This window comes from Arthrobacter sp. Rue61a (genome assembly GCF_000294695.2).
GTDB classification, from domain to species: domain Bacteria; phylum Actinomycetota; class Actinomycetes; order Actinomycetales; family Micrococcaceae; genus Arthrobacter; species Arthrobacter aurescens_A.
The window spans coordinates 191,027-209,558 of the sequence record NC_018532.1 but is presented as its reverse complement, the minus strand read 5'-3'; the positions used below and the strand labels follow the sequence as shown (position 1 = coordinate 209,558).

Sequence of the window (18,532 nt, the reverse complement as noted above, 5' to 3'; positions counted from 1 at the left end):
GTGAGGCCTCCAGTGGGACGTTCGGCTCGGCGGCGCCGAGGACCAGGTCATCAACAACTCATATCCGAGACAGGCACCTGATTATTTGGCCGGATCGACAGGCCTACTGCTACGGAAGATGTCATGAACGTCGCAAGAGCTCACCTGGGCTGTTGGGTTGGGAATGACGTTGCATTTCAGGAGACCGTCCTCAACGGTCACGAGGATGGTTCTTGGGCTGACCACACCAGGGACGGCGACTTCGTTCACACCTGTAAGCGGCACCTTCAGGTCGCTGGTTTGGTCGCCGACCGAAACACTGGTGACGACCTGACCCTTGAAGTCCGACTTGGCAGTGAGAGAAAGAACAACCTGGCCGGTTTCTCCAGGCCGGAGGTTGTAAGCAAGAGGGGTATTTGGTTGGCCGGAGCCTGCTGGCCCGAAGGCCGTTTTATCGAAGAAGGCACCTTCGCCCGAGTCTAGGAGGAGCCGTCCGGGTTCGGCGACTACCCCTCCATCCCCGGATTTGTCGCACTCAACTATGTATGCAGCATCTACGGGAGACGTTGCATCAGGAACGCCACGAATGTTTCCTACCGCGAGCGAGCTGCCACCACCGGCTGAATTCCTAAGATCCAAAATGTAGTCCCGTTGGAACCGAACACCATACTCGCTGAGCCACGCCTCTTGACCGGGTGTGCAGAGCGGCCCGCCTCCTGGAAAGGAATCAATAGGGGCCCCTACTGGAAGGGCGAAATGGGACACTGCGTCTGGTCGGAAGGGCTTCATCGATATTTTGAGCGATTGAGTGTTGGATTCGTCCTTAAACAAGACGGGGAAAACCGAAATAACACCGGTAATGAGGGTTACAAGAGTTACAGCCAATGCCCAAATGCGAGCGGTTCGAGATTTCAACGCCGACCCTGTGGGTAAGGCTGCGGTTGCATCCTTGGGCGCGGCTTCGGCGACGCCCTCTGCAGAGGCAAGTCGCGGCTTCCCTTGGGAGGCCGGCTCCCCTAATTCCGTTGTCCTACCATTTTGCTCGAGTAACGGAGCCGCCGTCCTTGCGGATGGAGGTTGTTTCTCCCTCGTTATTTCAGCAATGCGTGTTTGGTCTTGGGTTGCAGGTGTCAGCGGGGGCCCTTCTTTGCCCGTCTCAGCCAAGGTGATTCTCCGACTTCAGTTGCTGAATCGAGCAGATGGTACGAGATGCATATTTCGCGCTGCCTTTGGGGCAAGTCGCCCCTCCATCGACGGAAAGAATGGGCATAGGCACGGTGATGAATACAGCCTGCCCGCCATCCAATATTGGCAATGGGATCTGGACTTCCTTCTCACCGTCGGATGCACTTACCGTGGCGAGTACGCGCCCGGTGATTGTCGCTACCTTGTGCGTGACTTTGAGGTCCAACCCGGCGCGGGAAGTCTCACCGGCCGCCAGATTGAAAACTGCGGGGCTCCCAGCAGGAATGTTCCGAGTTAGATCTTCGCCGTACAGTGAGGGCCCCCCGAAAATTCCAGTCCCTGACCCCGAAGGCAGGAGGACTTCCCGAGAGGTTGCAGACCCTGCTGTTGCCCCTCCGGCCCAATCGTTGAAGTTTGAACACATGATGCCGTAACCGGCGTCATCGACAGGGACGATGGCACCCTCCCAGCGGAGATCCTTGAACGCCAGAGATTGACTTGATTTCGATGTGTTCGACAGTGTTACCTGCCCTATTCCCAGCTTGCCGTCTACCGCGAAAAAGTTCTCTGTCGCTAGTACCGCGTTCTTCTCCAGCCAGGCTCGTTGGACAGGAGTGCAGCCCTTGCGAGACCCCAGACAGTCTTCGTGGGCCTTGATCGTCGGAAAGTCCTTTCGCATGCAGCTCAGGGACGTCACCGGCGCTGCCTCTATTGGAAACTCTTCAGCATTCGCACCTGTTCTCACGACCCATGTCTCACTCGTGATGATCATTTCTGTCCGCGGGATGACCTCAATTGAAAGACCGTCTGCAGACGCGGGTGCCCCAAGCGTTGCCACAGCAGCCTGAGTCTCCCGGACAGGCGACGGCCCCGTCGAATAAGAAGCAGACGGGGACTGTTGTACCACCCTCCCGGAGTCAACTGTGGCTTTCTGCGTCGTGAACCACGTAATGCCCCCAGCGCCCGCGGCGACGACCGCGAGTGTCGCGCCTAGTCCGCCAAGAATCTTTGTAACTCGTCCAACCATCGATATGCCTCAAATCAATAGCCTGCAACCATTAATTTTGGGTCGAGCTGATGCGAAGTTAAGGAAGTCTTCGTGACCGGAGCCTACAGTGTAAAAAACAGGGAGCACCATACGTTTGCCAAGAATTATTCCTAATCGAATCGTCGACGCATCGTATATCCTGAGCGCAATTCACCCTCGCTATCGGGTGCGCGACAGGGGAGACAGTGAGTAAAGTTGACGGGACCGCACAGCATCATCAGAGGATAGTTGGGGTGGCGCTGCTCATCCTGTGTCTTTTCCTGGCTTCATGCTCCTGGCCGTGGGATAACCCCAAGCCCCGAAACCCCAACGGTGCTCCGCATGTGAGTGTCACCTTTCCGAATTCCCCGCCGGGGTTGAGCGCCAAAGTTGAGGCCCTCGAAATTACTGAGACTATGCGGGAAGCTCTGCCGTCAGGGGCCACTCTCCATGAGGGGGTGACGTTGACGATGGTCGAGGGGTCCCTTCCTGCAAATGGAGCTTTGATAGCCTTCGAACTTGACGTGCCAGTGGCAGAAGATCGCGAAGCGAACATTGGCTACTGGAACACCAATACGGAGGAATGGGAGATCAGTCCCTCTGAGCTTTCGTCGGACCGGCGAGTAGTTTCGGCAACAGTCAGCCACTTTTCCCCATATAGCCTGATCGAAAAGGCCTTCAACGGGATCGGTAAAGTGCTAGGTGACAAGACTAATCCACCAAACTGTTCGGGGGGCATTCCTTCTTGGGCGGATCCACAGTTCTCAGAGGACAACATCAACGCCCCTGTGCTGTGGTGTGTGGGAACGGACGGAAACGACCCGGACATTATGGAAGTCCGGGTTGTCATGAATCGGCCAAACGCCGGCTCAATAGCCACGGCGATCAAGCCCGCATGGGCGTGGAGTGATATGTGGGAGGAGGCCGCGCCGGCGACGTGGACGCAAGTAGCCGTCGGAGCAGTGCTGAACGGAGGGTGGGGGGATAAGTACCTCATTCAGCCGCTTGGAGAGTATCGCTTCGGCTTCAAGCGTGCAGAATTGCTGGATTTGTGGGGGAGTAACACTAACCAACCACTCGTAGAAGTCGACTCCCAGCTCCCCTTTGTGATTGGAGGTCTCATGTACCAAGCAGTCGAAGGAAACGCGGGTGGCGGCTTGGCTGGTGCCTTCATCATGATGTCCTTAATCGAATGCGGCGGGAAGCTCAACTCAGCAAAGGATCAGTCAGTAGGGGCCGCCTTCAAGGAACTCCTGCCTTGCCTGAATGATCGAAAAGATGCAATAGCGGTCGCTACTGCCAAGGCATGGTTGAAGATGAAGCCTGGAGCAAACTGGGAGCAGTCGATCAGTGCGGGGAAGACCATCGGAAAAGCAATAAGGGCAGCGGGCCAAACCTATGCGGTTGCGAAACTGACGCTGACGGCGGGAACCATTATCGGGGACAGCCTGCTTGATCCCATCCTGCGCCAATTCTTCTTCCTTCCCGCAAACGAAGAACTGAAGAAGTACCTGAAGGCGAAGTACGCCACTAAGACCGAAATCATTGACCTGACTCCTTGGTCTGATTCGGGGACTCTCCAGAAATCCAAAACAGAAAATGGTGGTTCTACAGCCGCTAACAAGGGCATGTGCCTGGGATCCAGCGTCTCCTCTCGGGCCGACGCCTTCAGGTGTTTCCCTGCCGGCGCAGGCGTCTATGACCCTTGCCTGGCCAAACCCGGGGACACCACTGTGCTGGCTTGCATGGACGGTGAACCGTCGACTTGGAGGATCTTCACGGGGATGAAGGTGACACAACGACCTGACGGCGTCAGTGAGGTTGCCGGGCCCTTCTACCTGGAGTTGGCCAACGGCATGGCGTGCCGCCTTAGCTCCGGAGCGGGTCCAACCCCGCCTCCCGGATATGACGGATGGGCAGGCACCTGCAAGTCGATGTCGGGCTCTGGGGAGGTCGAAGTGTTGTGGGCAAAGTTCGAGTCGACGACGTTATACGGGAGCGCTGTCTACGCCGGAAAGAGCCCCCAAGGCTACCTGCAGACGGCCGTTGGTCCCGAGGGTTCCCAACCGGCCCTGGTAGATGCGTTACGCATTTACAGGTAGCAGCTGACGTCCTTTGCGGGTTTCGAACGACGAATGGTAGCTGGATGTCGAACGCTAGCCAGCCACCTCTAAACCCCGAAGCTTTTTGCGCAACGGGTTCGTCCTCAGCACGTTACTGGACGAAGGGGAGTCCCTGCGTTGTTTCGGTCCGGTGGACTTCGTCTGCAGTGTCAGGTTGCCATCTATGGCCTACACCCAGCAATGCCAAGTAACGGCTTTATTAGACTCATAGATGACATATTCCTAGCGAAAATTTGACGTCAGGTTGGGGTGTGGCCTATCTGGCGGAATTGCCGCTGCCAGGCGATCCGTGAGTGCTTCTGACAAGCTCCTTCAGCTGCAGAGTGAAATTATCGATTTTGCAAGAACGGCAAGCTTGCAAAACAATCCTCCATCGGAAGTGGGAAGATTCGATTGTGCCGTTTTTGAGCGCGGTATCTCGATCCTCCACGCAGTTCACCTGCTGGCGACAGCAGGCCACTGGGAGACGGCCAACGCTCCAGTACGGCAGCTCTTTGAACTGCTAGTCAACATGGAGTATCTGAAGATTCGTCCAGGTCGGTTCTCTCCAGGAAGCGCGGGCTAATCTTGCTGAGCTGGAGATAGCGCAGAGTCGCGGAAGACAAATACCTTTAGCGCAGCTCGTGCAGGCGAAGTCCGCTCTGAACAATCCCGACTACGCTCAATTCAAGGGACTCGATAAGACCGGAAAAGAGCAATGGGCTCAGTCGTGGAGCGGGAAGAACATCCGCGAACTTTGTGCTTTGTCTTCAAACGAACTCCGGTTGATCAACTACAGGACCTTGTTCTCCACCTGGTCCGAGCAGGCACACGGGGCTCCTGGCGCCTTGGTGCGCGGCATCATTTCTAGTGTCTTTCCTGACCGTCCCTATCTGCATGACGAAGAAGCTGAAACGGAAGCTGTCATTGCCATGAGCATCGTTCAGTTCCTGGAGCTCTGGAAGCTTCTTCCCCAGGCACCAAACCTGGACGAACCGGTCCGTAGTGAATGGCTCATCCGGCTACAGATGTTGACCGGTCATTCGCCGGGCCGGCCAAGGTCCGCTGATGTTCGAGATGAGGCTCTGAAGTCGAACAGCGTTCACCGACCTAGCCAAGGTTCTCCCGGCTCACGACGGTCTGGTAACCGCAGCTACCGGCTCGTAAGTTGGCGTCAGCTTTGGGTGGAAGTCTCATTTTTATTGACGAAGGCTCATAATGCTCTCAGATCTCACCCTGACACTCGCAATGAAGGAATCCGCGCAATGGGAAAGCTCCAAAACAGCGAATATCCGAGAAGGAAACTGTAGCTGGTGAAGTCCCGGCGGGCCGATGGTGACAATCGTCTGGTGTGACCACGGGGGTAGGAGTGGTATGCAAAGTCTCGATGACTAGATCCGCTGCTGCGTCAAAGACTTTCCTGTGGCCAGCACCGCTGATATGCGGTGGCCTTGCGCCGCAATTTCAGGACGTACCTCATGCATTTGTGGCCCGGCGAATGAGGGCGCAGGCTCGGCAGTTGGCGTTCGGGCGAAATGGGACAAAGGTGCGGCGAAGCTACGAAAGACCCCTACAGGAGCCTCAAGGGGGTTCAGCGCTGCTATGGCCAAGATTCCCAAGGCGGAGAGCATCATGTACCAAAACAGAATCTCGTCAGCTGGCACGCTCCTCATTCATCCAGCGGGAATCTGGCTACTAGACGCTCGATTTCTTTGATCACCCACAGTGCGTCGTCGTGAGATATAGCGTCAAACCACCCGTGGGCGGCGGTGTCGCGGTAGCCCTGTAGTCGGGCGACTAATTGGCTCTCGGAGGGGCTGAAGATTTTTCGCTGAGTTAGGCTCGCCGAATACGAGCCCAACTTCGGATTGCTGGTAAGTACAGAAACATCCTTTAGCTTGCATAAAGCCCTTAGATGGTGTTCCAGTATCGCCCCCGCATGCCCTACAGCAGCGGCCGGTGGGCAATCACTTTCCAATAGCAACACTCGCGCGTGCATCAGTAGATTTTGCGTTTCAGTCGGCCTCCCGATAACAAGGCGTGCCATCCTCAATGCAGCGTGGTCCATAACCGAGGTGGGTGCTCTGTGGACCCACTTAACAAGTCTCCGGGTCTCAACGTCGCCTGCTGCTCGAACAACCCCTGTGTAGCTGAAGCCCTTCTGAATGGCTATAGCCCGCATAGAGAAAGAAAGAGTCAGTGGACTTACCTTAAAACCTATTCCGGCGCGACGCGCGACAGAGGCGGTCACCCAGGCAAGTGACTTCCTGGAGACTTTCTCGCCATCACGGCTGACAAGGGCGCCACTCTTTCGCCCATCGGCTACTTCCAGAAGTGCTTCCATAACTTGAGGTGCGAGAACCGTGTATGGCAGACCATGCGCATCAGTCCGCTTGGGGAGGCGAAGAATGTCATGTCCCTCAAGGCGACCGATGTCTGTCACAAGCGCATTCGTAACATCATCGGGCTGAGAGCGTTGATGCCGAGCAGTCCGACGATACTTCTCTCGTAGGACGACGCGGTTGCACTCCAGAGCGCTTTGAGTTCCTCTACTGAGAACGTATCACGCACGTTCATCGAGACCTTTGGAGACGGAAAATCAGCAGTTGGATCCACGACTACAAGTTCCTGACCGACTAGCCACCTGTAGTATCTGCTTAGAGTGCCGAAGTGGTGGACCACCGTGTTTGGTGATCTGCCCATCTGCTCAAGTTCCTGCAGATATCGGAGGATCTGGGGTGGCGTGATGCTGTCAGGCTCTAGCCCTTGTTGCGACACCCAACGGAGGTGGGCATGCAAGATGTACTCGATGACTGATACAGAGTTTTTTCCGTAGCGTTTTGTAAGTAGGAAATGAGAGATCGTGTCTTCCCAGCGGTCCGCATCTTGCATAACTCAACACTAGTCATTTCGGAGGTCTGGTGCCCGGACCATGGGCGTGGCGAACACGTTCCGGCGGAGTCCGCGGCGACAAGGAGGGTGGTCGCGCATCGGATGCACGCAACTATTCTCCTGGCATCCCAGCGGATTCATTTTGGGCGCACCCGCTGAAGCTCTGCGGAGAAGAATGTGGGACTATCGACTTCATCTCGTCTGCCCCTCGAGGGCCAGAGGTTTCGATCTACACCGGTGAAGGTTTCGTGAGCAAGCGTTGCGGAAGCTAGGCCAGGATCGGCTGACCCGCCAAGGGCGGTCCCAGCAGACTGGCCCGCCACGGGCTGAAACCACTCGCACCCAGACAACATATAAGCCCCAGGGGCATGTCGAGCAATCACAAGGATGCCGATAGAGGCCGGTCTGGGGCTATAAGTAGCTTATCATCATCTAATGTCAATCCGCATCGATCCTGCGTGGGTCTCTCCGAAACGCTTTGATGAGTACCTACAGGCAGCTGGGGGTGACATCGATGTAGCCACTGAGCTCTATGAGTGGAACGCCCGGGTATCCTCTGCTCTTTTTGAGTTGATTCATCACTTTGAGGTTCTTCTGCGAAATGCCATCATCGAACAACTCAGAGACAAAGGCCCTGGACCCAATATGGCACCAGGATCACCTTGGTTGCAAGGAGCTCGAAAGATTGCCGAGGTTGAAGGTCGTCTGAAGCAAAGAAACCGGTCCGTAACTGAGGCCCGAGTGTACGCTGGACTGACTTTCGGTTTTTGGCAAACCATGTTTGGTGCTGAATATGAGGAGCTTTGGATCCACACCCTGCAGTACGTCTTCCCGCGAACCAAGACAACTCGCAAAGTCATTGCCGTCTATCTGGAGTCGGTGAATGATCTCCGCAACCGCATCGCTCATCACGGTAGTTTGATTGATCGTGACACTAAGGTCGAGGCGCAAAAGATAATCCGGCTCGCTGGATGGATTGACCCTAAAGCCGCTGAATGGATGAGTAAAGTTGAGCAAGTATCTAAGATTTCTGATTTGCGGTCAGTCCAACCACAAAGGAATGTTCTTGTGGTAGCCAATGCTGACGCATGGAAACTTTACTATGAACGGCATAAGCATGCGTACATACATGCAGCGGGACGGCCACTCCGGCTCGTGGAGTATGTCGCTTTCTATGCGGACCAAGAGATCAAGCCAAAAATTGCTAAGATAACTAACTATTTTGTTTCTGTCGATTGGAATTTAAAGAATGGGAAACGCTTAGAAAGGTCTTCGGACTCCGACGAAAAGATACTAGGAAGTCTTATTCCGGCCGCGAAGAATTTATCTTGGAATGAATCGGCCTACCAAGTGTATATTCTTTCCGAACCCAAGGCGACAGAAACGTTAACTCTGTCCTCTCCAATTAAACACAGCAAACGAGGAAGAGGCAGCGCTTTCGTTAGATCTCATCGCTACCTTTCGCTCACTGAAATTCAGAGTGCATCGGACACGGCTGATCTGGACCGGTAGCAAGGTTTTTATAGATGTAACTGAATCAGAGGTCCTCGAAACCCGACTGGTCAAACTTCAGAGTCTTGGCGTTTTCGGATACAGTCCTGATCTTGGCATCGCTGAAGCCGGCTAGGTCGGTTGCTTCAATCTCGATGCGAACCGTTAGCTTGCTCGCATCTACGCGGAGGTGGGCTATGACCTCTTCAGCGATGTTTTTGAAGTCCGACGCAATTCTGTCGGGGCTCAGCGTCTTGACCCCGAAGAACCTGGTCTTGGTAGCAGAAGGTAAAGCGACCTCTCCCTGGGGCTGAGGATCCGTGTTCTGTTTAGCAGGCTCCGTTGCGACCGGCTGGTCTCCTGTTGGAGTCGGGGAAAGTATTCTAGCGTCCGCATTTCTCTGCGCCACCGCGATGTCAGGGCGCACCAGCAACATGGAGTCAGTGGCTGCCGGTGCTGGACCACTGTCTTGAGGCGTCCAGAGTCCGATGTAGCGAGCAGCATCTTCGTCATAGGCTGCAGCGACAGCAAACGCATCAGTTTCCCAAATCATCGGGAGATCAACGATACCTGCGTCTAGGACGCTCCTATCGCGAAGACGAGGCATGTAGGGGTATTGACTATAGAGACCCCAGAGCGTGCCCAAAGTGACATGGCCCTTCTGCCAGATTTGTGGCACCTTGCTGATCGCAAGTCGAATCGTAGCTGCAGCTTGGCGAGTAGAAAGATCACCGTCGTTTGCGAGCCGACGCGACACGCGGTCGGGGAGGGACTCGGACTGTCCCTCGACCTTGGTCTCGCGGATCAGGAAAGGTGAACCCGGCTCAGGCTGAGCCGGGATCAAGGCCCAAGTAAAGGTCTGCAATAGACGTAGAGTGACAGTCTGGTTGGCCTGTGCCTGCCGCTGAGCGGCCTGATTCTTCTGGTTCTGCGTGAGGTCTAGGTCCGCCTCATTTGCCAGGACGTGCGTCCAGCCAAGGTAATCGCGGGTAGCAGCTTCAAGTTCCTCAAGTCGTGCCTCGTCGGCTGCAAGGTAGACGAGCATGTTCCTATGTGTGCGATTAGCGCTTCCACGCTGCTCCGTGGCCTTCTGAGCAAAATCTTTTGCCACGGAATCAGTTCCCCGCTTATGGGCCACCTTTGGGTGAAGAATAACCAGTCTCGCCTCAGCGACGTCAGGGATGTCGGCGTTAGTCTCTGGGCAGACGTGGATCCCAGCGAAGTCGCCGCGAGCCCGCGCCTGCCCCTGGAGACGCTTGACGATCTCGGCCCAGATGTCTTCTTTGTGCAGTCTTTCGGCTTGATCCTTAGCTGTACGGGTGATGTTTGGTTGGAGGTCATACCAGTACTTGCCCGAGCCGGAGTAGAAATAGGTCGCACGGTCGGCGAGTTGAGTAAGCGCAGAGTGGAAGTTTCCGGGAACGTCTCCCGGAATCGCTGTGCCGAGGAAGACACGCTGAGTCCCAATGCCCTTGTGCACGGAGCCAGGGGCAACAGTTGGCGCTGCGCCGAAGAACACTGTCCGAGCGAGGCGCCTGGTCAAGGCGCGCTGCCCAAAAAGGGGTTTCTCGACATCGATGCGCGCTGGCTCGGAATTTTGGCCGTCGACGTCGGCGTCAATGGTGGCCTTCCATGAATCCTGGAGGTACTGGGTGAGCTCAGCGTTCACGTTTGCGGTCGCAAGTGGGATCGATCCGGGCATGATCAGCGGCGATGCGTCCTCACCAATCCACAGGGCGTGGATGACAGTACTCATGAGTCGGAGGACACCGCGCGTTCGCTGGAACCGCTCAAGTGAGGACCATTCCTCATATAGCGTGTCGAAAAGCTCGGGGTGGACCGGATAGGTCTGTCTAACTCGGTCCTCGTACGCCGGCTCCCGAGCTTCCCGGGGGAAGTCGTCAGTGTACTTCCGGTACATCTCGACGTACGCCTTCGCAGTCGCTCCAATGGACGCCAAAGCTTTAGCGTCGGGTTGTTTGAAGAGGCGCTGCTTCACGATGTGGTAGGCCTCGTCCGATGACGCGGGACGCCATTGATCTGCGACCCGGCGCACCACATTCTGGAGTCGCTTAAGTGCCTCCAGGCCGTTGGCGCCTCCTACCTCCTCCGCATTCCCAGTTGCGCGCTTCTCAGACTCGTCACCGTTTTCTGAAGCTGGGATCGAGATGGCGAGCAGAACACCGGAGGTGCCTTTGCATGCCTCGGTCAGAGACTGCGCAAAAGTGAACTGGTCGTCAAAAGTGCCCCCAGCTAAGTCATCCCGCCCGATCAACGAGCGGGCGTAAGCGACCCATTCGTCTATCAAAATGACCGCTGGGGCGTGTGCGGCCAGAAGCTCGTGGAGGGCAGTGCCGGGGTGAGTCCGGTCGGCGTCCGATTTGGCAACTAAAGCGAATGCTTTAGCCCCGCCGAGCTGCCAGGCCAGTTCCCCCCAGATTGTGTTGATCTGTGTGCCGTCGTCTTTGATCACGCCAGATGGGCTGAAGTGGTTGCCCACAATAGCGACACGGTTCACTTTCGCGCCAGTATAACCGTTGGGCACCAGTAGTTCCTGGGTCTCTTGCGGAAAATCTCCGACAGGCAGACCGGCTGCTATGTGCCACAGCGAAAGCATGGAATGGGTCTTGCCGCCGCCGAAATTTGTTTGGAGGTTGATGACAGGTGAGACGTTGTCATCTCCGGAAAGACGACGAACCGTTCGTCCGATAAGGTCGCGCAGGCCCTCAGTTAGGTAAGTACGTTTGAAGAACTCGACCGGGTCAGCATAGTCAAAGTCGGCCTCTCCGCCAGTTGCGACTTTGTAGAGGTCGGCTGCGAATTCGGAAGCATGGAAATTGCCCGTTGCAACGTCGTCATGCGGTTGAAGCACCTCGCGCCATGGTTTCAACCCCGGGGCCTCCGGGTTAGCAACTGCCGCTTTTAGTATTTTCCTGTCGTCTTTGTCAGCCGTTACCCGCCGAAGATTTAGCCTGATGCTGCGGACTTCGTCCGCTTCAGCGGTTGCTCCAACCAGCTTCAGTAATCGTTCCCCGGTATCGAGCGAGCGATAGGCGTCGTCATCTGTGAACGTGCCGTTATGGGCCCACATGTTGCGCACTTCGCGGAGCTCGATGGCAAACGATTCACCGGCTTTTCCAAGGGCGTGGCTAAACGGATACCAGCCTTGCTTGTGGCCCCCAGTGATGTTCGCTTCGGTTAAAATCCGGAACTGTACTTGTGGATCAAGCGGATCGTAGGTTCTCCCGGCGGGGACACCGTTCTTCAAGTCTTTGGCCTGGACAAGTTTGGTCCAGTCAGTCCCAGATTGCTGATCGGTCTGGCCCGCAACTGTGGAGATGAAGTCGTCCAATGCCGGCGCGATCAATTGGAACATTCTGTCGATCCGGTCGCGATTGCTCAGCGCCATCTCAGTCCTCCTGGTCGAATTGGAAAGTGCCCTGGGCGGCTGTGGGCTTCTTCTGCGTGCTGGCGGCATCGAGGATCTCGGGCCAACTGGTCACAAGGTTGTTGAAAGACAGCGCGTCCTTGGTCCAGCCGTTTGCCTCTGCGATACGGAACAAGAGGTGGGCCAGCTCCTTCAGCAGATCCGTATCGACAGACGCGTCAGATCGAGTTAGCGCAGTTTGGAGAAAATTGCCCGCTGGAGCGATGCCATACTCCTCAAGCACTCTGACAATATGATGCAGCACTTCCCAGTTGCTCGTGCGGATGTCCTTCAGAACGTCATAATCCGTTGGAAGGTCGCCGGGCTTGATGAGTTGGACATTGCCGGCGCGACTGGTGAGTATGTCAGCGCGGCCCATAATATCGACGCTCGTGTTGCGGGCACGAGCGAGATTATCGGCGTCGCCGAAGCTTCCTGTACCGTACCCGTGCTGTCGATACCAGGCGATGGCGAACCGAGAAGGCGGGTCGAAATCACCTTCTTGCTCGTTCAACACTTGGTCAAGAATCTCGTTAATCCGCACCAGCGCAGATCGGACAGTCATCTTTTTCCCATCGGCCTCGACCACGCCGCTGTAGCGGCTGAATACAGCCATTCCTGGCCCGATTGCCGCCTGCGGCAGATCCACGGGAGCGATCTGACCCTGCTGAAGCTTTCGCAGAGCATCCGGGAGTTCGTGTTTCAGCGCGGCGATGAACTCGCGCCGGTCGATCGTCTGCGCACTCTCGGACCTAGGCCGCAGCGAGAGCACAATGGAGGAGGCAAGCGCATTTGTACCAATGCTGATCGATCTTGCCCCTCGTTCGCTGCGCACTGGCCACGTCGAGGTGATCTCCCAGCCCGATCGAACCATACCTTCAAGAAGCGTCTCCCAACCCGTCGATGCCTCACCTGCGCCATCTGACTCGCTCTGCTTAAACGCGTAATACACGGTGATAGGCAGCTCCGCGGAAGCCGACTTGCGGGCATTGGCGAACACCTGTCGGAAGCCGTCTTCAAAGAAGCGCTCGGCACCCGAAGTTCCCCCATGACGATATGGGTTGGCTACCAGCTCTTCCGCTTTCGGAACGAGCATCGTCGAAAGCAACTCGGGATACACCGGGCGTAGGGAGCGGCGCAGCCAGACATAGAAGAAGTCAGAGAGGTCTGAGTAACCGATGTTGTCGTAATACGGCGGGTCTGTGCTGATCAGCGCTGTGGTATTCACGGCGCTGATCGCATCAGCCTGGCGAGCAATCCCGCCAACCTGTCCAACACTGTCGATGACCTTTGTCAGCCCATTGATACTCGTGACAATGGATCCCGCGGCCTTGCCAAAGGGTTGCGTTTCGGCGTAGTGCCAATTCATAGGGATGGCTTGCCTAGTGAACAGATGGGTTGCTTGGTCCATCGGCGGCGACCAATTGACCAAAGCGTTGCCGATGTCTGCGAGCTTGCTCGTAGCGATGCCGAGATAGGTTGCCACCGCGTCGGCGTATGCCTCGTCTCCGGAGTTCGCGCGGACCTTCTGCCGGGCTTCGCTAACAAGGTCGCTGAATGTGGTCAGCGCTACCAGCTGTCGGTTTGTAAAGAGGTCCGAGAACCTTGTAAGCCCGTACTGTGGAGTCCAAAGATTCCGCGGATCGTACCCGAGCTCTTGGTCCGGGGCGTCGTGCGGGCGATCGATGTTTGCCGCGGCCGCATGCTCGGGTGTCGGCGCCAAGTAGAGTCGCTGCCGCGGACCTTCAGCAACGGTTGCCATCAAGCTCGCTCCCATTCGGCCCGCGAGACCTTCGTCCTTGATGTAGTCCTTCTCGACCACAGCTTCGCACACAATGCAGACGCCGCCTTGGCGGCCGGACATCGTACCGTCCGCTTCCTTCGTGGGCGCCCCGGCTGAATCATGACCGATCTCGAACGTGACCCTCTGCCCCGAGGGGTGACTCAAGTCCGGAACCACTCTGGGGATTACGTAGGCCTCCTTGCCTTTCTTCTTGCCCAACCACCAGGAACGAACAAGGGGCATCTCAATACCGCAGGCGGGGTTGGGGCAGGTGACAGTACGAGCCCAGATCCAAGCAATGACGGTGGCTTTGGAGCCGTCGGCGAGAGTGGCCTTGGGATATAGGTGGCCGATTCGTTTTTCCGCCTCATCCCGCATCCAAGTGCCATAAGCGCGGACGTCGGCGGCCAAACCTTTGGCACCCCTCCAGTCGGGGATCTCGGATTCCGCCAAGCCGGGCCAAGTTGGAGGTTGATTTCGGAACATTGGCGGGATCTCGATGAGGGCCTTGTTGATTAGTACAGCAACCGGGTTGAGATCGGAGGCATGCGCCTCTAGGCCGAGCCGCTGAGCCTCAAGTGGGATGGTCCCACCACCAGCAAAGGGGTCCAGGATCGCCGGCGGGTTGTTGTCAGTCGATCTAAGGATCTCAGCATGGGCTTCCGCGAACAGCTTCTCGTCGCGGGTGTTCTCCCAAACAACCAACCGCTCGATCAAAGCGTGGAGGCGTTCCCGCTCCTTCCTCTGCAACTCTTCAGTTGGGAATTCCTCAGGGTGCGCGCTGGGATCATCGACAAGCTGCGCAAATAGCACAGCGCGGGCCGCGGCCAGCGGGCGGCGTGCCCACCAGAGGTGCAGCGTCGAGGGGTGTCCATGCCGGATCGACTTCTCGCGCGCCGACTCTCGGTTGATTGCCTCCAAAGGCAACGCCACCTCGATCAATTTCCGTTTCTGCACTTACTCCGTGAGTCCTCTCTGAGTCCAAAGAGGACTCACCTACGCATCTGCCAGTTGCCGACGCGATTCCCGTCTAACTCTAGTGGGGTCCTAGGAAGGATCTGTCCACATCGAAATCAAGCTGGCACGACTCAACACTGGGCGAGTACTGACGGCCGGGATCAACAGGCGCTGGCCGCCGCATTGCTCTCAGAAGGGCTCCGTCCCCTTTGCCCACATCTTGGCCCAGTCACCACGAATTCCGGTGGCGTCGAAGTCACCAAGGTCGGTCGTTGCAAAAGGGTTGTCGAGGTAACGGACCTCGTCGTATTGCGCTCCGCGCTGGTCTACCCGGACAAGAGCGAGTCGATAACGGGGCACAGCGTTCTTGGCGGTCATAACTTCGTTGTGGGTAACGAAGAAGTCGTCGGCCCCGTCGATGCGTGCCTTCACTTCGATGCGGTAGGTGTCGCCGCTTGCTTCAGTGGAGAGGATATCGAAACCTGGATTGTTAAATGCTTGCTCAACTGGGTGCCGCCCAAGGGCCCGTTCTCGGGCTAGCACGAGGTCGACACCACGACGTTCAACTTCCTTGGTCTCTGTGGCGTGGATGGGAGCGTTGGATGGAAGGTCATTCTCAAGCATGGCGATGGGTAGCACGAGCGCCGCGGTGAGGATGTGCGGGGGTTTGGTGGACATAAGGGCTTGCTGTTCGAGCAGCGCCAGGCGTTGGCGCAGACGGAGATCGAGTTCGACGGCCTTTCTGTTGAGGCTTTCGGACGATTCTTTTGCTTTCTGGCCTGCCCTTTCGTTCTCGGCCGCGACGGCAGCGTCCAGGAGCAAACGGTCGCGTTCACTTTCAAGACGTTTGGTTACAAGTAGCCGGGTTTTATGGAGCTCGGCGTGGCGACGCGGCTGAGTTTCGGCGAGGTAGTCGGGAAGGCGGTTGGAGATGATCCAACTTTTGGCCTTGTCCTCGGCGTCAGGAAGCCAGTTGAACAGCCGTGCTGCCATTGTCATAGGGGAGTCAGGGGCTGCAACGCAGTCAAGGTAAGGTGCGGGGCCAGCCGGTGTGACGGTGCCGTAGCTGTCGACGTAGGCGTAGCCGAAGCGCCTTGCAACGCTTGTGCCAGAAGCGTCGGCGACTTCTTCGACGACTCCCACCAACAGATGGGGTTCCTCTAGCGTTGAGGAAACCAGCAGGGTACCCCGGTTCAGGGTGCCGCCGAACTGGCGAACTGCTTCGTCCATGACGGCATCGTGCAAGGGGTGGCCGGGAGCGAGGAGATCCGCACGGGCGAGTTCGTCAGGCTGGACATAGGGCAGGTCGAAAGTAACCCTGTCGTATTTGGTCGCGATGGGCCCGTGCTTGCTGGCCCGGATGTGGGCTGGCACGTTGGCGATCTCGTAGCGCCCCTTCTCCCGCCTTGCAATCCGGCCACCCAGTCTCGCGAAGGCGGCCTTGAACGCCAGCTCGATGTAGTGCGGTTGGAGTCGCCGCGCGCGTGCTTCGTCCATCGCGGCACGGAGCGCAGCGAGATCGCTCTCTGCGAGGTGTTCAGAGGCGAGTGAGCGTTCATCGAGGAGGTCTTTCAGACCATCCCCGACACTGGCATCGATGACATCGTGCATTTTTGCCTTCACTTCCGGCCGTTCGCCGTACTGGATGGCGTCCAGGAGCAGGCTGCGAAGGGGCGTCTCATTGAACGCTTCGCCGAGAACGTCGAAGACCTTGCCCCCGTATGCTTTGCGCTGCTCTTCGATCTTGTCCAGCAGTCGAGTGAAAACCTCCCCCTCCCGGGTATTGGCGGCGACGAGGTTCCAAAGCCGGCAAACCTCTTCCTGGCCGATACGGTGGACGCGGCCGAAGCGCTGCTCGATTCGATTCGGGTTCCAGGGCAGGTCGTAGTTCACCATTAGGTGCGCGGCCTGAAGGTTCAGGCCTTCGCCAGCCGCGTCAGTGGCAAGCAGGATCTGGCAATAATGGTTCTTGGTGAACTCTTCGGTGATCTGGCGCCTCTCGGAGCGCCGCACACCGCCATGGATAGCTCTCACGGCGTCTGGTTTGCCCAGGAGCGAGCCGATGCGGGCCTGAAGGTAACTGAGCGTGTCCCGGTGCTCGGTGAAAATTATCAACTTTCGCGGCCAGCCGTTGTTGTCCGTAATCAGGGCGTTGTCTTGGAGGATCGTGGACAGTTCGGCCCACTTGCGGTCCGTGCCGGAGTCGCGGACATGCTTCGCTGTGTTCACGAGGCCGCTGAGTTCGACGAGTTCGGCGTTGAGTTCTTCGACTGTTTGGGCAGCGGTCGCAGCGTCGACAAGTTCCTCTTCCAGGACCTCGGTTTCTTCAGCGTTGAAGTCGTCGGTGTCCAGGCCCTCGAGATCTATGTTGGGCTCGGACTCGACGTACGTTCCGTTGAGGAGTTCCTGCTTCTTGCGTTCGAGTCGTTCCGAGCGGCGTACCAGGCTCCTGTAGATCGCCTCGGGACTTGAAGCCAAGCGCCGTTGGAGAACGGTGAGGGCAAAGCCGACGGTATTTTTTCGCTTGCCACCGACCCTGTCGGCTCGGTTCATGCCTTCCCGGACGTAGCTCGTGACCTGTTCGTACAGCTCGTACTCCAATGAGGTGAGCTGATAAGGGACGGTTTCGGCGATGCGCTCGGGGAAGAGCTTCTTGCCTTCGAAGGTGAGCAGGTCTTCTTTGACCATTCGGCGCATGAGGCCGCTGGTGTCAGCGGTGACCTTGTTTTTGCCTTCGAACCGGTCGCGGTCAAGCAGTGTCAGGAAGAGTTGGAAGTCTTCTTCCTTGCCGGAGTGGGGAGTAGCGGTCATCAGCAGGAGATGCCGGGTGATTTCCCCGAGCAATTCACCGAGCTGGAATCGTTTGGTTTTTTCCAGCTTGCCGCCGAAGTAGTGCGCGCCCATGCGGTGCGCTTCGTCAATAATGATGAGGTCCCACTCAGTTTCCTTGAGCTGGGCTTGGAGCTGCTCGTTGCGGGAAAGCTGGTCCATCCGGGCGATGAGCAACGGGTTGGATTCGAAGACGTTGAAGTTGACGTTGGCATCGATCAGCTGGTTTGTCAGCAGATCGAAGCGCAGTCCGAACTTGAAGAACAGTTCATCCTGCCACTGCTCCACCAGGCCGCCAGGGGCAACGATGAGGCACTGTTTCACGTCGTCGCGCAAGATCAGTTCCTTGATGTAGAGCCCGGCCATGATGGTCTTGCCGGCTCCCGGGTCATCAGCCAGCAGGAAGCGAAGCGGGGTTCGGGGTAGCAGTTCTCCGTATACGGCACGGATCTGGTGCGGCAGAGGCTGCACGTCGCTGGTGGCCACGGCCAGCATTGGGTCGAACAAGCCAGCCAAGGAAATTCGTTGGGCCTCGGCCACGAGTTTGAAGTCTGCGGCATTGGCATCGAAGGCACGGCTGCCGGTCTGGGCGACGGTCAAGGCGTCCTGATCTTTGCGGAACACGACTTGTTGGCCAAGGCTGCCGGCCGACGTTTTATACGTCAGCTCCAGGGCGTCTGTGCCGTGCCATTGAGCGGCGAGCACAGTGATGACCTCAGCAGGAATCAGTCCTGCGATTCGTAAGCCGGTCTTAAGCTCTTCCAGCAGCATGGGTGACCTTTCAGTCGACAGTCGATTCACCATATAGGACAGGCAAGACAAACAATGCGGGTTCGTCGGTGGTCTGCACTAATCTTTGC

General features: G+C 57.2%; 11 protein-coding genes. 4 read left to right on the top strand and 7 right to left on the bottom strand.

The window, feature by feature from the left end; all coding sequences use genetic code 11:
• Nucleotides 1-81 precede the first annotated feature (81 nt).
• Together ARUE_RS23935 and ARUE_RS22665 are read right to left on the bottom strand one after the other, a co-directional pair.
• Nucleotides 82-864, bottom strand: coding sequence for a hypothetical protein (locus tag ARUE_RS23935; protein WP_014923546.1), 783 nt, complete (start codon nucleotides 862-864; stop codon nucleotides 82-84).
• 271 nt (nucleotides 865-1,135) lie between these two features.
• Nucleotides 1,136-1,909 (bottom strand): hypothetical protein, encoded by a 774-nt coding sequence (locus tag ARUE_RS22665; protein ID WP_162486269.1) that lies wholly within the window; start codon nucleotides 1,907-1,909, stop codon nucleotides 1,136-1,138.
• 488 nt (nucleotides 1,910-2,397) lie between these two features.
• Here ARUE_RS22665 and ARUE_RS22660 point away from each other — a divergent pair, with 488 nt between their 5' ends.
• From ARUE_RS22660 to ARUE_RS22655, 3 genes are all read left to right on the top strand, one after another.
• On the top strand, nucleotides 2,398-4,293 hold the full coding sequence (locus tag ARUE_RS22660) for a hypothetical protein (RefSeq protein WP_014923544.1): 1,896 nt from the start codon (nucleotides 2,398-2,400) through the stop codon (nucleotides 4,291-4,293).
• A 310-nt stretch (nucleotides 4,294-4,603) separates the two neighbouring features.
• Nucleotides 4,604-4,879 (top strand): hypothetical protein, encoded by a 276-nt coding sequence (locus ARUE_RS24335; RefSeq protein WP_162486268.1) that lies wholly within the window; start codon nucleotides 4,604-4,606, stop codon nucleotides 4,877-4,879.
• A gap of 58 nt (nucleotides 4,880-4,937) precedes the next feature.
• Nucleotides 4,938-5,603, top strand: a complete 666-nt coding sequence (locus ARUE_RS22655) for a hypothetical protein (RefSeq protein WP_014923543.1) — start codon at nucleotides 4,938-4,940, stop codon at nucleotides 5,601-5,603.
• An 81-nt stretch (nucleotides 5,604-5,684) separates the two neighbouring features.
• Here the strand turns inward: ARUE_RS22655 and ARUE_RS22650 are convergent, their stop codons facing one another.
• Entirely contained in the window at nucleotides 5,685-5,966 is a 282-nt protein-coding gene (locus tag ARUE_RS22650) for a hypothetical protein (protein ID WP_043471916.1), read from the bottom strand.
• A gap of 766 nt (nucleotides 5,967-6,732) precedes the next feature.
• A complete protein-coding gene (locus tag ARUE_RS22640; RefSeq protein WP_014923540.1) occupies nucleotides 6,733-7,185 on the bottom strand; it encodes a tyrosine-type recombinase/integrase in 453 nt (150 codons plus the stop codon).
• Between the two features lie 435 nt (nucleotides 7,186-7,620).
• Here ARUE_RS22640 and ARUE_RS22635 point away from each other — a divergent pair, with 435 nt between their 5' ends.
• On the top strand, nucleotides 7,621-8,697 hold the full coding sequence (locus tag ARUE_RS22635) for an Abi family protein (RefSeq protein ID WP_014923539.1): 1,077 nt from the start codon (nucleotides 7,621-7,623) through the stop codon (nucleotides 8,695-8,697).
• Between the two features lie 25 nt (nucleotides 8,698-8,722).
• Here the strand turns inward: ARUE_RS22635 and ARUE_RS22630 are convergent, their stop codons facing one another.
• From ARUE_RS22630 to ARUE_RS22620, 3 genes are all read right to left on the bottom strand, one after another.
• Entirely contained in the window at nucleotides 8,723-12,085 is a 3,363-nt protein-coding gene (locus tag ARUE_RS22630) for a DUF499 family protein (RefSeq protein WP_014923538.1), read from the bottom strand.
• Nucleotide 12,086: 1 nt separating this feature from the next.
• On the bottom strand, nucleotides 12,087-14,843 hold the full coding sequence (locus tag ARUE_RS22625; protein WP_014923537.1) for a DUF1156 domain-containing protein: 2,757 nt from the start codon (nucleotides 14,841-14,843) through the stop codon (nucleotides 12,087-12,089).
• 189 nt (nucleotides 14,844-15,032) lie between these two features.
• Complete coding sequence (locus ARUE_RS22620; RefSeq protein ID WP_014923536.1) at nucleotides 15,033-18,443, bottom strand: helicase-related protein; 3,411 nt, start codon at nucleotides 18,441-18,443, stop codon at nucleotides 15,033-15,035.
• Nucleotides 18,444-18,532: the final 89 nt, after the last annotated feature.

Coding starts and splice junctions, on each gene's coding strand:
- ARUE_RS22630 (WP_014923538.1), bottom strand. CDS start 12,085: ATGGCGCTGAGCAATCGCGACCGGATCGACAGAATGTTCCAATTGATC.
- ARUE_RS22650 (WP_043471916.1), bottom strand. CDS start 5,966: ATGAGGAGCGTGCCAGCTGACGAGATTCTGTTTTGGTACATGATGCTC.
- ARUE_RS22620 (WP_014923536.1), bottom strand. CDS start 18,443: ATGCTGCTGGAAGAGCTTAAGACCGGCTTACGAATCGCAGGACTGATT.
- ARUE_RS22635 (WP_014923539.1), top strand. CDS start 7,621: ATGTCAATCCGCATCGATCCTGCGTGGGTCTCTCCGAAACGCTTTGAT.
- ARUE_RS22640 (WP_014923540.1), bottom strand. CDS start 7,185: ATGCAAGATGCGGACCGCTGGGAAGACACGATCTCTCATTTCCTACTT.